Origin of the sequence: Amycolatopsis sp. NPDC005232, assembly GCF_040607795.1 — a bacterium.
Taxonomy (GTDB): Bacteria; Actinomycetota; Actinomycetes; order Mycobacteriales; family Pseudonocardiaceae; genus Amycolatopsis.
The window spans coordinates 158,267-173,578 of sequence record NZ_JBEXHL010000005.1; the positions used below are offsets into that span (position 1 = coordinate 158,267).

The 15,312-nt window shown below is 71.1% G+C and carries 10 protein-coding genes and 1 pseudogene; 7 read left to right on the forward strand and 4 right to left on the reverse strand.

Annotated features, from left to right (window positions below):
* Positions 1-13 precede the first annotated feature (13 nt).
* A pseudogene (locus ABZU76_RS12080) lies at positions 14-820 on the forward strand (glycoside hydrolase family 16 protein); the annotation flags it as partial.
* A gap of 255 nt (positions 821-1,075) precedes the next feature.
* Here ABZU76_RS12080 and ABZU76_RS12085 read toward each other — a convergent pair.
* Positions 1,076-2,086, reverse strand: coding sequence for a helix-turn-helix domain-containing protein (locus tag ABZU76_RS12085; protein WP_220241828.1), 1,011 nt, complete (start codon positions 2,084-2,086; stop codon positions 1,076-1,078).
* A 124-nt stretch (positions 2,087-2,210) separates the two neighbouring features.
* Here ABZU76_RS12085 and ABZU76_RS12090 point away from each other — a divergent pair, with 124 nt between their 5' ends.
* A complete protein-coding gene (locus ABZU76_RS12090; protein WP_354867879.1) occupies positions 2,211-6,353 on the forward strand; it encodes a S8 family serine peptidase in 4,143 nt (1,380 codons plus the stop codon).
* Positions 6,354-6,949: 596 nt separating this feature from the next.
* A complete protein-coding gene (locus tag ABZU76_RS12095) occupies positions 6,950-7,804 on the forward strand; it encodes an SDR family NAD(P)-dependent oxidoreductase (RefSeq protein ID WP_354867882.1) in 855 nt (284 codons plus the stop codon).
* Positions 7,805-7,836: 32 nt separating this feature from the next.
* On the opposite strand, the gene ABZU76_RS12100 is transcribed toward ABZU76_RS12095, so the two are convergent.
* Both ABZU76_RS12100 and ABZU76_RS12105 read right to left on the reverse strand, forming a co-directional pair.
* Positions 7,837-8,301, reverse strand: a complete 465-nt coding sequence (locus ABZU76_RS12100; protein WP_354867885.1) for a hypothetical protein — start codon at positions 8,299-8,301, stop codon at positions 7,837-7,839.
* A 175-nt stretch (positions 8,302-8,476) separates the two neighbouring features.
* Positions 8,477-9,541 carry a hypothetical protein gene (locus tag ABZU76_RS12105; protein WP_354867887.1) on the reverse strand — a complete coding sequence of 355 codons (1,065 nt, stop codon included), beginning with the start codon at positions 9,539-9,541 and terminating at the stop codon, positions 8,477-8,479.
* Positions 9,542-9,777: 236 nt separating this feature from the next.
* Between ABZU76_RS12105 and ABZU76_RS12110 the strand changes: the two genes are divergently transcribed.
* Positions 9,778-10,338: a hypothetical protein gene (locus ABZU76_RS12110; RefSeq protein ID WP_354867890.1), complete on the forward strand. Its 561-nt coding sequence runs from the start codon at positions 9,778-9,780 to the stop codon at positions 10,336-10,338.
* On the opposite strand, the gene ABZU76_RS12115 is transcribed toward ABZU76_RS12110, so the two are convergent.
* Positions 10,335-11,063, reverse strand: coding sequence for a M24 family metallopeptidase (locus ABZU76_RS12115; protein WP_354867893.1), 729 nt, complete (start codon positions 11,061-11,063; stop codon positions 10,335-10,337). The genes ABZU76_RS12110 and ABZU76_RS12115 overlap by 4 nt on opposite strands.
* 199 nt (positions 11,064-11,262) lie before the next feature.
* Between ABZU76_RS12115 and ABZU76_RS12120 the strand changes: the two genes are divergently transcribed.
* From ABZU76_RS12120 to ABZU76_RS12130, 3 genes are all read left to right on the forward strand, one after another.
* On the forward strand, positions 11,263-12,954 hold the full coding sequence (locus tag ABZU76_RS12120) for a trypsin-like peptidase domain-containing protein (protein WP_354867895.1): 1,692 nt from the start codon (positions 11,263-11,265) through the stop codon (positions 12,952-12,954).
* 242 nt (positions 12,955-13,196) lie between these two features.
* The gene (locus ABZU76_RS12125) at positions 13,197-13,691 is read left to right on the forward strand and encodes a hypothetical protein (RefSeq protein WP_354867897.1); all 495 of its coding nucleotides are present in this window, start codon (positions 13,197-13,199) and stop codon (positions 13,689-13,691) included.
* Positions 13,692-13,752: 61 nt separating this feature from the next.
* On the forward strand, positions 13,753-15,309 hold the full coding sequence (locus tag ABZU76_RS12130) for an AMP-binding protein (protein ID WP_354868420.1): 1,557 nt from the start codon (positions 13,753-13,755) through the stop codon (positions 15,307-15,309).
* Positions 15,310-15,312: the final 3 nt, after the last annotated feature.

The window sequence follows — 15,312 nt, forward strand, 5'->3', positions numbered from 1 at the left end:
GACGATGAAGTCTCTGAAGACGTCTGCCCGGTGGCGGCTGCTGGCGATTCCGGCGGCTCTGGCGATGGCGGCCGGCCTGACCCTCGCGGTCGCGCCCGCCGGCAGCGCGGCGCCCGCCGCCAGTTTCACCGACGACTTCGACGGGCCCGCGGGCAGCCCGGCCGACGGCTCGAAGTGGAACTACGAGACCGGCGACAACGTGAACAACCACGAGCGCGAGTGGTACACCTCCGGTGCGGCCAACGCGGCGCTCGACGGTCAGGGCCACCTGGTGATCACGGCGAAGAAGGAGAGTTCGGGCAACAACTGCTGGTACGGCCCGTGCGAATACACCTCGGCGCGGCTCAACACGTCCGGCAAGTTCTCCACGAGCTCCGGCCACGTCGAGGTCCGCATGAAGCTCCCGCGCGGGCAGGGCATGTGGCCCGCCTTCTGGATGCTCGGCGGCGGCAACTGGCCGACGGACGGCGAGATCGACGTCATGGAGAACATCGGCAAGGAGCCGAACACCGTGCACGGCACGATCCACGGCCCGGGCTACTCCGGAGCCAACGGCATCGGCGCGGCCTACAACGGGCCGAACTTCTCCGACGACTTCCACACCTACGCGGTGGACTGGTCCACGAACAAGATCGTGTGGTCCGTGGACGGAAACGCCTACGAGACGCGCACGCCGGCCGACCTGAACGGCAACAAGTGGGTCTACGACCATCCGTTCTTCCTCATCCTCAACCTCGCCGTGGGCGGCGACTGGCCCGGTGACCCGGACGGTGGCACGCAGTTCCCGCAGCAGCTCGTGGTCGACTACGTGCACGTGAGCTGAGCGTCCACTTCGGACGTTTCACCCGGGCGGTTCACGCCACCGGACGCCTCCGCGAATTCGGGCCGCGGCGGCGGGCGGAGATCAGGCGGGCGCGGATCTCCGCGGCTTCGCCCGGCTCGACTTGCGGCGAGCCGGGCGAGGCTCCGGACACCGGCCGCCCGGGGTGATCAGACCTGGCCCGGGCCGGGGTTTTCCGTTGCGGCGGCGGGAAGCCTCGGCTCGGGCCGGAACCACGTCCGCGGTTCTGTGGACCTAAAGCCAGCCGCGAGCTTTCGCGTTCATGCCGGCCTGGAATCGGGTCGTGGCGTTGAGCTCGGTCATCAGCCGCTGCACGCGCCGCTGCGTGGTGCGGGGGCTCCAGCCGAGGGCGCGGCCGATGCCGGCGTCGGTCTGACCGGCGGCGAGCAAGGTGAGCAGTGTCGTCGTTTCGGGATCGCGATCCGGGGCCGGGTCGGTGAAGGCCTCGCCCATCGGCACGGCGCGGTCCCACTCCGCTTCGAACAGCGTGACGAGCGCGTCGAGCAAGGCCGAGGCGTGGATGATGTAGGCCGCGTCCACGACGTGCGGTGACGAGCTGATCGGGATCACCGCGACCTCCTCGTCGGCCATCACCATCTTGATCGGCAGCTGCGGGCGCACGCGCGAGCGTTCGCCGTGGGTGCCGCTGACGAGGATGTCGTTCTGCAGCCGGCCGGGGAAAGCGATCGCCTCGCGGTCGTAGATCACGCGGAAGACGATGCCGGCCTTGAGCCGCTGCCGTTCCAGGTCGAGGTTCTCCCCGGGCACGCTGACGTACGGTGGCCGGTCGAACCCGCGGATCTGCGTGCGGGCTTCGTCCTGCAGCCGTCGCACGCGGACGTCGATGTTCTCCGCGCCGGTCACGACCTCGACGAGCTCGGCGGGGTGGGTGAACCGGCTGGCTTCGCGGTGCACGGCCATGAGGTCCTCGATCGCCGCGCGGGCGCTGCGCAGCTCGGCCGCGCGTTCGGCCGCGAGCGCACCCAGTGCGATGTCGGGGGCTGCGGCGAGGTAGCGCGGGGGGCGGCCGGGCACCCGGCTCGCCATGCCGCTCGCGGTGAGTCGCGAGAGCGCCCGCGCCACCTGCTGGGCGGAAAGTCCGCATTGTTCCACCAGGTCCACGGCCCGAGTGCGCGGATGGCCGAGCAGTGCCGTGTAGACACGCGCGTCGGTGGCCGGGACGCCGAGCGCGTCGAGGTCCCGCAGCTGCTGGCGGGAACCCGCCACCTGGCGACTATTGGTCATGGTGGCTATCTTGCGCCACCGCTACCACGGCTGGGAAATTGATCCGATCACTGGCCGACCGCACAGTGTTTCCCCGCCAACGACCCTGTGAACTCCCCGTCCCCCCGACCCGAAAGGGAGCCAGGTGCCCCGCGCCCGAACGATCCCGTTTCGCCGTGTCCTGACCGCTGTCACCGCAGCCGTGACCCTCACCGGTCTCGCCGTCGCACCGGCCACCGCCGCACCCGAGCCCGATCAGCCACCACCGTCGAGACACGTCGCGATGCCCGACGGCGGCGCCATCACCGTCGCCCCCGACGGCACCGCGACCCGCACCGATGCCCACGGCAAAACACTCGGCAAGACCGTGCTCGCGCTGCCGCAGGGCACTTCCGCCCTCGGCTCGCTGGCCCCGACCGACGACGCCGTGCGCGCCGCCTTCACCCAGGGCGCCACGCCCGAGCAGCCGAGTGACGTCCTCGTGCAGCTCGCCGCGTCCACCGCCGTGACCGGCGCACCGCTCGCGGCCGGTCGCCGCGCGGCCAAGACGTCGGACAACGGCGTCAACGCGGCCCTGTCCGCGGTCGGCGCGACCTCCGTCGAACCGGTCTTCCCCGACGCCACCGACGTGCCCACGCTGGCCAAGACCGTGCTGGTGCACCTGGCCGACAACTTGCACACTGACGCCGCCGTGCAGAAGCTCGCCGCCACGCCCGGTGTGGAGAGCGCGCAGCCCGACCGTCGCGTTTCGGCGATGTCCACCGGCCCCGTGCCCTTGCCCCAGCCGGCAGTCAAAGCCGCGAAACTGCCGCAGGCGCACCAAAAGCCGCCGACCGGCCTGCCCTCGAACTACGGCGTGACGTCGTCGGCGCAGAGCTACCTCAACGCGGGCGGCACCAACGCGCTCGGCGCGTACAGCCTGCTGCACGGGAAGCTCCCGGGCAGCGGCGAGATCATCACCAACGTCTCCCTCGGTGACCTCACTGACCAGGGCATGGCCGACGCGGGCGACACCTACGTCCGCAACTACGGCCCGACCACCGTCGTGCAGGGCGGCCAGCGCTACCTCGACGTGCCGTCGATGCCGCTGATCCCCACCTACACCGCCGACTCCTCGGGCCGGCTCGACCCGCTCGGGTCCGTGGAGAACGAGGACCCCGCGCTCGGCGAGGTGCTGCTCGACTTCGGCGTGATGGCCCCGCTGCCGCACGACGCGCAGCGCGCCGGCGCTCAGGGCGACGGCTTCACCGATCTGCTCGGCATCGCGCCCGGCGCGCAGTACCGGCTGGTGGTGCCGCAGGAGCCGACCCTCGACCAGATCTCCGTGGCGCTGCTGGCCGCCGCGCGCCAGACGCCGCGGCCGGACGTGATCACCGCGAGCCTCGGCGTCGGCACCGACAGCGCGGGCTTCCCGGGCCGCTACCTCGAAGACGACCCGGTGGCGCAAGCCGTGATCTCGACGATCGTGAAGCAGTACCACATCGTCGTCACCATCTCCTCCAACGACGGCACGCGCCTCTACACCCCGGCCGCGGTCGGCCCGGACGGCGGCAGCACGCCCACCGACGTGACCAAGGACGCCCGCGACACCACGGACATCGCGGACGACCAGTTCTCCACCACACCGACGAAGGTGGTCGACAGCGGCGCGATCGCGGTCGGTGGCACCACGCTGGACGACACGCTCGCCGTGCCGCAGCAAGCCGGTGGCCCGGCCGCGCACAACCCGACCTTCGCCACCACCCGCACCGACGGAGCCGGGAACTTCTCCTCGGGCTTCGGCACGCGCGTGGACGTTTCCGCGCCCAGCGACGGCATCCTCGTCGTGGAGCACACGCAGCGCGGCGGCGCGCAGGACGTGACGCCGGTGCTCAACGGCGGCACGTCGGCGTCCGCGCCGATGACCGCGGCCGCGGCGGCGGTGGTGCTGCAGGCGGCGAAGCAGGCCGGCCGCTCGCTGAGCCCGGCCGACGTCCGGTCGGTCCTGCAGCACACGGCGCGGCCGGTCGCGTCGCCGCCGCAGATGGACCGCCCGGTGACGGTCGGTCCGCAGATCGACGTGACCGCGGCCGTGCAGTCGGTGCTCGGTGATCGTCGTGGTGACCCGGCGGTCACGAGGGTTTCCGTGGCGCACCGCGTGACGGTGGGCGGGCTCGGCGGTTCCTTCACCGAGAACGCCGACGGCGGCCGCATCGACCTCGACACCGGTGGCACGGGGGAGGGGCTGGTCGGCCCGGTTACCGTCGGCGCCGACGTGGTGGGTGCTCCGGCGAGCGCGACCTACGCGGTGAAGATCCACGGCCACGAGTTCACCTCGGCCGTGCCCGCCGTGCGGCTGAGCCCGAAGGAAATCCTGGCGGCAGCGGGACTTCCCGTGGTGTCCACAGAGGACCGTGCGGTGCCCGTCACCTTCGAGGTCCGCTCGGGGCACCGCGTGGTGGCGTCGGCAGCGCAGACGCTCACCTTCGGCCCGACTGACGGCACCTACGCCGAGGCGCTCGCCCCGGTGGCGCCGGCGACCGTGGCCGTGGGCAAGGAAGTGCGAGTGCACTACGATCTCACCGGCGTGCGGAACCTGTCGAACCCGCAGGTGGTCGTGTCCACGCTGGGGCACTGGAACCCGGTCAGCGCGCCGCTGTTCGGCACGGGGTTCGTCGCGCCGATCACCGCGACCTCCGGTGACGTGGTCGTGCCGGCTTCGGCATTCGCCGGCGGTGCCGGAATCTACGGCATCGGGATCGTGCAGCGTTCGGTGACCGGCACCGCCGGTGACCCGACGTACGGCGAGTTCGCCGCGATCCGCATCGGTGGCGCGGTGCAGCGGCCCGACGCGCCGATCCTCACGGCGGGCGGGACTTCCGGGCACTTCGCGGAGATCACCCGGGCCGCGCCGGCGTTCTCGCTCGGCTACGACGTGCGCGGCGTGCCGGGTGCGACCGGTGCGGCGGTGGAGGTGTCGGCTCCCGCGCCGACGTTGTACAACTCGCTCAACACCGTGACCAACGCCAACGGCGACCGGCGCGACCAGGGTGGCCCGAGCGCGGGATCCGTTGCTTATCAACAGCTCCCGGCGCGCAACGGCGTCGCGAAGCTGGACGCGGTGAAGCTCGGGCTGGGTGGTTCGGTGGCGTACGACGTGCGCGTGCTCGCCACCGATAGCCACGGCAAGGTGCTCGGCCAGGCGTCGCCGACGTCGTTCCTCGCGGTCGACGACGGCTACGCGCCCGGCAACACCGTGGTGACGAGTTTCGCCGCGGCGGCCCAGGGAATGTCGTACGCCGCGCTGCGCACGCCCGGCGGTGGTGAGTCGGTGCAGGAGTACGACGCCGTGAAGGGCACGTACGGGCGGGTGCTCACGTCCGACGCGTCCGGCGACGGCGGCTACCAGGTGCTCGGCGCGGACGCTGCCGCGCACCGGCTGGCGTTGCTGCACTTCACGAACGCCGGGTGGACGCTGGAAACGTACGACACCACGTCGTTGCAGCGGGTGGCTTCCGTGACCGCGGACGGCTACTCGGTGCAGGGCGGCCGCGTGGACGCGACCCGGCACCGCGTGGCGATCCTCGCCAAGCGGACGGCGGACAACACCGACTTCGTCCTGCCGCTGACGCTGGCCGACGGCGCGCTCGGCACGCCGCTGCTCGCGGACCCGCCGGGTGCTGTGGCGGGCGCGTTCAAGATGATCGAGCTCGACCAGGCCACCGGGGTGGTCTACCTCGCCCGCACCGGCGGCGGCCCGATCTGCTTCGGCGGCGGCGCGGCCTCGATGGCGAGCGTCGACCTCGACTCGGGCGCGACGACCTTGTCGGGCGCGGGCAGCATCTGCGCGAACGCGATGGCCTACGACGACGGCGCGAACAAGCTGTACCAGCTGGTGTACCGCTCGGTGAGCCTCAACATCGTCGGCACCACCTCGCTGGGCTCGATCGCGGGCGACACGCTGACGGCGGGGGACTCGTACACCGTGCGCCAGCAGCAGGCGGCGTTCCTCGCCGTGGACGGGGTGCACCACCTCGGCCTCGTCGCGTTCCGCACGCCACCGGTGATCTCGCAGTTTGGCAAGGTGGGCGGCGTGATCACGGACAACAACGCGACGAGCCAGCTCGCGGTGATCGACCTGGCGACCGGCAAGCAGCTGTCGGTGGTGTCCGGGCTGAACTTCGTATCGGGCCCCTTCGGCGGCGAATACAACTCGCTCACCGAACGCTCGGTCCAACTCGACCCGGCGACGCGCACGGGCTGGGTGCCTTCGTACGACGGGAGGCAGCTGCAGCAGTTCCGGTACTGAGGGTTTGGTGATTGCGGCGGGGCCGGTCCGAAGTGGACCGGCCCCGCCGTGGTGCGGGTGGGTTGCGAAGGGCGCTTGGGGCCGGCGGCTCGGCATGGTCCGGCGCGCAAGGGTGGATTTTCGCTTTCGCGGTCCGGCGGCTTTCCACAGTCCGTTGTGGCCGGTTCCGGACGAGAGGAAGCGCCCCTTCCCACGCCGGCGGCTTGCCGCAATCCGGCGTGCCCGGCGCGGCTGCCCGAGGAGCGCGGCTCGGCGGTTGACCGCGGGCCGGTGCGGGCGGAAGCGCGGTTTCGCGCTCGGCGGCTCCACAGTCCGTTGTGGCCGCTGCCGGCAGACAGGAAGTGCCAATTCCCACCGCTGAGGTTTGCCGCAGTCCGGCGTGGGGGTCCGGAAGCGCAGCTTCGTGCTCGGCGATTCACCGTGGTCCGATACGGCCGGTGCCGTCAGGCGGGAAGCGCGAGGTCGGAGCCGGCGGGGAGGCTGGTCGCGGTTCGGTGGCTTGCGGGGTCCGAGGTGGCCGGTGCGGGCGGGCAGGAAGCGTGCCTTCCCAGGCCAGTCGTTCGCTGAGATCCGGGGGCGAGGGTTAGATCGGGATCATGAACGGACCTTTGGCGGGCAAGATCGCGGTGGTCACGGGCGCGACCCGGGGCGTGGGCAAGGGCATCGCCCTCGAGCTGGGTGCGGCGGGGGCGACGGTGTACGTCACGGGCCGCACCGCCGAACCCGGGCCGTTGCCCGGCACGCTCGCCGAGACGGCCGCCGAGGTGACCGCCCTGGGCGGCACCGGCATCGCCGTGCGGTGCGACCACCACGACGACGCCCAGGTGGAGGCGGTCTTCGCGCGCGTCACCGAGGAAGCCGGGCGGCTCGATGTGCTGGTGAACAACGTCTTCTCCGCGCCCGACCTGGCGGCCTGGCTGAACCGGCCGTTCTGGGACCTGCCGCTGACCGCGTGGGACGAGGTCCTCGGCATCGGCGCGCGCTCGCACTACGTCGCCAGCGTGTTCGCCGCCCCGCTCCTCTTCACCGCGGGCGGCGGCCTGATCGCCAACATCTCGTCCTCCGGCGCGGCGGCGTACCAGCAGAACACCGTCTACGGCGTCGGCAAAGCCGCGGTCGACAAAATGACCGCCGACATGGCGCTGGAACTGCGCGACCGCGGCGTCGCGGCCGTCTCGATCTGGCCGGGCCTCGTGCGCACCGAACTGCTCGCCTTCGCCGGCCGCGCCACCCCCGACGGCCGCACCGTCCTGGACATCCCGGGCGCCGGCGAGTTCGACCTCGCCGCGGCGGAGTCCCCGCGCTTCGTCGGCCGCGGCGTCGCGGCCCTCGCGGCGGACCCCGCCGTGCTCACCCGCTCGGGCCGCGTCCACACCACCACGGACCTCGCCACGCATTACGCCTTCACCGACCTCGACGGCACGCTGCCGGGTGAGGTCGCCGCGTCCTGACCCCCCTGCCTGCCATCGCCGGCGGACAAGACCTATTGATCCCAGGGATGCAGGGCGCTCCAGGTACCGCCGGACGCTGCGAAGACCAACGCCGAGCCGTCGAAGACCTCCTCGGCGTTCTCCGGGTGCAGGTTCCCGAAGCGTTCGGCGCACAAGTCGACCTGCAGCAGGCCGTCGAAGCGGGTGAACTGCGGCGGATCGTAGAGGATCCACGATCCCTCGACGTTCTCGTCGATGCGGAACCGTCGCACGTCGAGCAGGTCCAGGGACACCGTTTCCCAGCGGAGATCTTCCCAGCGGGCACCCTCGCTCAGAACCCTGGCGTCGATCACGAGCCGGACGACCCGTCTTGCCGGCACGCCCCATTCCTGATCAACGACGACGCGGCGGACGAGGGAGTCGTGGAACTCGTAACGGCCCAGCAGTGCCGAGACCCCCTCCTCAGTCAACGGATACGGCCCGCGCTTCCGCTCCGGCACCGGCGGTCTGGTGTCCACTGTGCTCCTTCGTGAGCCGGCGATAGTCAGGGCGTGGCCTCATCACGCGGCGGGCTGCTGCCCGGAAGCAGCCCGCTCCGGGCCGGCTGGCAGGAGCAGGTGCTGGGACGAACTCCGCGATCGAGGTCGGGCGCCCCGACGGTTGTCGAGGCGCCCTGCGCAGCGGTGGAAGCGATCAGCCACCCATCTTCTTCACGATCTCGCTCATGTCCGCGATCTGGTCGGCCGGCGGAGCGGTGATGGTGACGGGGGCGCACCAGTCGCTGTACTTGAGCGTGGTCTTGCCCAGACCGGCGCCGCCCGTGCCCTCGGCCTGCGTCAGCGCGGTCTCGTCCATCGTGATCTGCCGCGGGAGCTGGTTCTTGTCCACCCAGAGCTCGGTCGGCAGCATGATGTGCTTGCCCTTGACCTGCTGCTCGAGCTTGGCCTTGGTCGCGGCCGGCATGAACGCGGTGAACTTGTCCAGAATCTTGTCGAGATCGAGCTCCACCTTGTAGTGGTTCACCTTCTCACCGTCCAGGGTGGTCTGGTCGGAGCTGACGATCCGGCCGGCTTCGGCGACCCGGTCGAGCAGCTCGGTCGGGTCACTCGCCTGGGAAGTCGAACCCATGCTGCCCGACATCGCCTGCGAGAGCGCGTCGTCGGCACCTGGCGTGATCTTGAGCCACGGCTTGTCCGTGCCGAATCGGCTCGCCTCGGCCGGCGGAATCTTCACATACAGGGTCTTGTCGACGATCCGCAGCTCGACCTGCTGGCCTTCGACGGTCTCGGTCAGCGAAAGCTCGATGTTTCCCGGCTGGAACAGGTAGTCGCCTTGGGCCGTGACCATCTTGCCGGCCGCGTTCGCCACTATCGAGACTTTCGCTGATTTCGACTTCTGCGTGCCTTGCTTCGAGGCGGACGACAATTCCAGCACATTCTGGAACGGCGCGGCGAGCCCCAGTTCCGGCTTGTCGCCGGAGGCCGACGTCGCCCCGCTCTGGCCCTTGGCGCCACAGCCCGTCAGCACGAGCGCCAGCGCGGCGCCCGCGGCGACGACGAAAGTGGTTCTGCGCATGCAATCCCCCTGGGAGGTCATTGGTTCACCCGCATATCGCCGTGGTGAGCCGGCGGTTACGCCGTTTCGGTCACGATTCGGGGTCGCCGTATCGCGTGCGGAACCAGAGGCGTGCAAAACATTCAAAATGGATGGATAAACCCAGTTCTTCGAAAAGGCGTCATCCTGGGCCAAAACCGTCAAGGGAAAGGTATGTGTAGTGGTGGCGAGGCACCCCACCCCACGGCAGAGGCAGCCGGGCGGAATAGTCCGAAGAGGGCCGGTTTGACCGAAAAATCCCCGACATACGGTGACACATCCCCGCAGGTTCACCCCGCAGGCCGAGAGGAACACCACTCTCGACATTCGCTTAGGTTTGCCTAAGCTCACTCTGCCCGACCTGCCGGGCAGTCCTCTGGAGTCCGGAAAGGACCTTCGCCGTGAGTACCCCTGTCACTCAAGCCGCGCCTGTCGCGGGTTCCGTGTCCCCCACCTTCCGGCGGCTGCACGCCGCTGCCGTCGCCCGGATCGTGTTCGGCGTGGTGTGGGCGATCGACGCCACGTTCAAGTGGCTGCCGGGCTTCGTGCACGGCCAGACGCTCGGCAAGGAGCTGGGCAAGGCCGACAAGATCACCATCCCTGTGGTGCACCAGTGGCTGGAGCTGTGGCACACCGTCGCGAGCTGGAGCCCGGCGGCGTTCGCTGTGGGCACCGCGGTGATCGAGACGCTGATCGCGCTCGGGCTGATCTTCGGGGCGTTCTCGAACCTCGTGTTCATCGGGAGCGCGGTGTTCTCGTTCGGCATCTGGTCGGCGGCCGAAGGCTTCCACCTGCCGTGGGACGCGCCCGGCATGACGGACCTCGGCCCGTCCGTCGGCTACATCTTCGCCTCGCTCGGCCTGTTCTACGCGGCCGCCGGATCCGTGTGGAGTGTGGACACGGTCCTGCAGCCGAAGCTCGGCAAGCTCTCCTGGCTGGCCGCCAAACCGGCCACCGTCTAGTCCGAGCCGCCGCCGGACCGCTCGTGGCCGAGGTCGAGCAGCTCCTCGAAGAACCCCCCGATCCGCCGTTCGCGGTCGACGAGGTGGACCTCGAGGATCCAGTGCGACGTCTGCCCGTTGCGGTCCGGCCGGCGCATCGGCCGGTCGCTGCCCGGCGCGATGTAGGACTCGATCCGCTCGCCGTCGATCGTCTCGTGCGGGAACTGGCCGACGAGGTGCCCGGAGTGCGCGCCGCCGAACTCCCAGCCGGCCTCGGCGGCGAGCTTGGTGACGTGGTCGTACAGTTCGGCGCCGGTCACGTCCGGGTGGGCCTCGAAGTACTCGCGCCCGGCCTGCCACACCACGGGCAGGCTGTCGCGCAGCCGCAGCTTCACCGGGTCGTCGCCGAGCACGAACGTCCGCCCGAAGTCCGCCTCGAACTCCTCGAAGATCGGTCCGAAGTCGACGAACACGATGTCGTCCTCGGCGATCACGCGGTCGGGCGGGTTCTCCCGGTACGGCCGCAGCGTGTTCTCGCCCGCGCGCACGATTCGCTTGTGCCAGTAGCGGTCCACGCCGAACAGCTCGGCCGCGAGGTCGCGCACCGCGTTGCTCGCCTCGGTCTCGCGCACGCCAGGCGCGAGCAGCCCGCGCCGCTCGACCTCTTCGAACAGCTCGACGGCCTTGGCCTGCGCGTCCAGCAAACGCGCCGCGCGTCGTGCCTCGTCCTCGATCAGCTCACCCATGCCCCCGACGGTAACCAACGCCGCGCGCGGCCACCAGGCGAGTCCGATTTGGGCGCCTGCGGGAGGAATCACCCGATCCGCAGCCGAACCTGGGAGAACTCCACAGGTTTCCCACGGAGCCCGGCAAGGAAAATCTCAGGTACGGGGTGTGTTCTGGTCGAGGCGGTAGCCAGGAGCGGGACGAGGCTGGAGCAGGAACATGAGCGAACAGGAGCCGGGGTCGACCGGTGGGCAGACCGGCGGTTGGCCGTACGGACACGGTGACCAGACCCAGCCGGGCGCGTACGGGCAGTACGGACAGCAGGGTGAAGCGGGTCAGCCGGGCACGCCGGGCGCAGCGGGTCAACCGGGCACCCCGGGTCATCAGGGTCACTACGGCCCGTACGCCGGCTACAACCAAGGCTGGGCACCGCAGGGTGCGTGGGGCCAGCACCCGGGCACCCAGCAGTTCCCGCAGACGCCGTACCACCGGCCGCCGCGGCCGATGCGCAGCGCGGCGATCGCTGTCGGCGCCATCGGGCTTTCGGTGGTGCTCGGCCTGGGCATCGGGCACTTCGTGTGGACGCCCGGCTCGGATTCCGCCGGGGGCAACCAGAGCTTCGGGTCCGTGGCACCTCCCGGGGGCACGTCGAGCACGTCGATCGACCCCAACGGGATCGCGACGAAAGTCGACCCGGGCCTGGTCGACGTGAATACCGAACTCGGTTACCAGAGCGCCGCCGCGGCGGGCACCGGCATCGTGCTGACCGCCGACGGCGAGATCCTCACCAACAACCACGTCGTCGAAGGCGCCACCAGCATCAAGGTGACCGACATCGGCGACGGCAAGACCTACACCGCCTCCGTGCTCGGCTACGACCGCAGCCACGACATCGCGGTGATCAAGCTCAACGGCGCCTCCGGCCTGAAGACCGCGACGCTCGGCAACTCGTCCGCGGTCGCGGTCGGCGACGCCGTGGTCGGGATCGGCAACGCGGGCGGCGCCGGCGGCACCCCGGCCGTGGCGGCCGGCAAGGTCACCGCGCTGAACCAGTCGATCACCGCGTCGGACGAGTCCGCCAGCTCGTCGGAGCAGCTCACCGACCTGATCCAGGTCGACGCCGACATCCAGTCCGGCGACTCCGGCGGCCCGCTGGTCAACGCCAACGGGCAGGTGATCGGCGTCGACACCGCCGCGTCGCAGGGATTCCAGTTCAACGGCGGCCAGGGCCAGGGCGGGCTCGGCCGCGGCCGCGGCGGGCTCGGCCAGGGGCAGGGCGGACTCGGGCAGGGAGGACTCGGGCAGGGCGGTCTCGGGCAGGGCCAAGGCGGTCTCGGCGGCCTCAGCCAGGGCGACGGCGGTCTGGGCCAGGGGCAGGGCCAGGGCGCCGGCGGCCTCGGCGAAGGCGACGGCCAGCAGGGCACCTCGGGCGGGCACCAGGGCTTCGCGGTCCCGATCAACCAGGCGATCGACCTCGCCCACCAGATCATCGGCGGCAAGTCGTCCGACTCCGTCCACATCGGACAGAGCGCCTTCCTCGGCGTGTCGGTGAGCGACGCCGGCCAGGCGCAGCAGTCCCCGGGCGGGCTCGGCCGGGGACAGGCGCAGGGCGGCCAGGGCCAGGGCCAGGCCCAGGGCGGCCAGGCCCAGGGCGGCCAGGGCCAGGCCCAAGGCGGCTCGACCGGCGCTCAGATCCAGGACGTCGTCGCGGGCGGCCCCGCCGCCTCGGCCGGCCTCGCGGGCGGCGACGTGATCACCGCGGTCGACGGCAAGGCCGTCGACTCGGCGACCGCACTCACCACCCTCATGGACACCCACCACCCGGGCGACAAGCTCACCATCACCGTGGTGGACCAGACCGGCCAGCAGCACGACGTCTCCGTGACCCCGGTCAACGGCCCGGTCGGCTGACCTCGAGCACATCAGGAGGGGTTCCGGTCCATCACGGACCGGGGCCCCTCTCGTCGTTGCGGCGGCGACTTCGCTGCCAGTCGCCCGCCGCCGCGCGGCATGTCGGTGACACCGGCAGGTCGGGTCGGCTGGGCGCAAGCACACCAGGCCGGGTTCCGGACGATCGCGAACCGGGACCCCTCCCGCCGTCGCGGCATTACCTTCCTCCCGACGCGAGCGAGCGCGCGAGGGAGGAAGCCCCCATGAACCGCAAATGGCTCACCCCGTTGCTGCTGCTGGCGGTCGCCGGCTGCAGTACCAGCACAACCGGCGAGGCACACCCCGCCGGTGAGGTCCTGCCGAACGCGGCCGACGGGCGGAACTACGCCGCCTGCGCCGATGGCAACTGCGAAGTGCTCGTGACGAAGCCGGTCGACCTGCCGGCCGGCGGGCGCGGCGACGTCGACACGCTGTCGATCACCCGAATCGGGCCCGGCGGTGTGGACTACGAGCTCAAGAGCGCGCACGGCAGCGGCTCCGGGAACCTGACCACCGGCTGCGTCTCGACGTTCTACGAGGGTGGGGGCGGGTCGGCGTGCTACTCCGGTGACGTGCCGCGGCCGGAGGCGCAGACCGGGGTGCTCGCGGTCCGGCTGACGGGGGCGCCGGCGGTCGGGGCCGTCGTGCAGCTGGTTTCGGGGCCGCCCGGACCGCCGCCGGAGTCACTCGTGCCTCACATTCCCGGTTTCGGAGGCTGAGCGCGGCCTATTCTCTGCTGCGGCACCGTCGCCGAAGCCGGGAGAGGAATCCGTGGACTCCATCAGCACCCTGTCGTACGAGCCGCTCACCCCGACCGCCTACCTCGACCGCGCAGCGGCCGCGCACGGCGAGCGGATCGCCGTCGTCGACGGTGAAGACCGCTGGACCTACACGGAGCTGCACGAGCGGTGCCGCCGGCTCGCCGGGGCGCTGGCGCCGCTCGCGGACGGGCGGCCGGTGGCCGTGCTGGCGCCCAACACCCACGTTCTCCTCGAGGCCAACTTCGGGGTGCCGTGGGCGGGCGTGCCGCTCGTCGCGGTGAACACGCGGCTCGCGGCGCGGGAGATCGCCTACATCCTGGAGCACTCGGGAGCGGCAGTGCTGGTGCACGACCCGGTGTTCGACGAGCTCGTCGAGGACGCAGTCGGGCTGCTGCCGGGCAAAAAGCCGCGCCGGATCCGCACCGGCGAGGAGTACGAACGGCTGCTCGCGGCCGCCGAGCCGCTGGCGATCATGCCCGAGGACGAGCGGTCCGTGCTGTCGATCAACTACACCTCCGGCACCACCGGTCGGCCGAAAGGCGTGCTGTACAGCCATCGCGGCGCGTACCTGCAGGCGCTGGCGATGGTCGGGCACACCGGCCTGTCGCCTTCGTCCGTGCATCTGTGGACGCTGCCGATGTTCCACTGCAACGGCTGGTGCTTCCCGTGGGCGGTCACGGCGGCCGCGGCCACGCACGTGTGCCTGCCGAAGGTCGAGCCCGCCCGGGTGTGGCAGCTCATCCGCGAACAGGGCGTGACGCACCTCAACGGCGCGCCGACCGTGCTGTCGATGCTCGCCTACGCCCCGGAAGCGGCACCGGTCGAGACGACGGTGCGCGTCGCCACCGGGGGAGCGCCGCCGTCGCCCGCGATCCTGCGCCGCATGAGCGAGCTCGGCTTCGACGTGACGCACCTCTACGGCCTGACCGAAACCTACGGCCCGGCGATGATCTGCGACTGGCGCCCCGAGTGGAACGCGCTCGACGAGCAGGAACAGGCGCGGCTCAAGGCCCGCCAGGGCGTGGGCAACATGATCTCCTGCACCGCCCGCGTGATCGCCGACGACGGCACCGACGTCCCCGCCGACGGCGCCACCATCGGCCAGATCGCCTTGCGCGGCAACAACGTCATGCTCGGCTACCTCGACGATCCCGAAGCGACGCGCGCCGCCGTGCCCGACGGCTGGTTCCGCACCGGCGACCTCGGCGTCGTGCACCCGGACGGCTACGTCGAACTGCGCGACCGCAGCAAGGACGTGATCATCTCCGGCGGTGAGAACATCGCGTCGGTGGAGGTGGAACAGGCGATCGCCGAGCACCCGGCCGTGCTGGAGGTGGCCGTGGTGGCCGTGCCGGACGAGCGCTGGGGCGAGGTGCCCGCCGCGTACGTGACCTTGCGCGACGGTGAGAGCGCCACGGAGGCGGAGATCGTCGAGTTCGTGCGCGAGCGGCTGGCACGGTTCAAGGCGCCGAAGTCGGTGACGTTCGGGGACCTGCCGAAGACGTCGACCGGGAAGATCCAGAAGTACGTGCTGCGCGAGAAGGCCTGGGCCGGCGTGGAGCGGCGTATCCAGTGAACG

Bases quoted from the DNA above. Each gene is read 5' to 3' on its own strand.
- ABZU76_RS12085 (WP_220241828.1), bottom strand. From the start codon at position 2,086: ATGACCAATAGTCGCCAGGTGGCGGGTTCCCGCCAGCAGCTGCGGGAC.
- ABZU76_RS12095 (WP_354867882.1), top strand. From the start codon at position 6,950: ATGAACGGACCTTTGGCGGGCAAGATCGCGGTGGTCACGGGCGCGACC.
- ABZU76_RS12115 (WP_354867893.1), bottom strand. From the start codon at position 11,063: ATGGGTGAGCTGATCGAGGACGAGGCACGACGCGCGGCGCGTTTGCTG.
- ABZU76_RS12120 (WP_354867895.1), top strand. From the start codon at position 11,263: ATGAGCGAACAGGAGCCGGGGTCGACCGGTGGGCAGACCGGCGGTTGG.
- ABZU76_RS12125 (WP_354867897.1), top strand. From the start codon at position 13,197: ATGAACCGCAAATGGCTCACCCCGTTGCTGCTGCTGGCGGTCGCCGGC.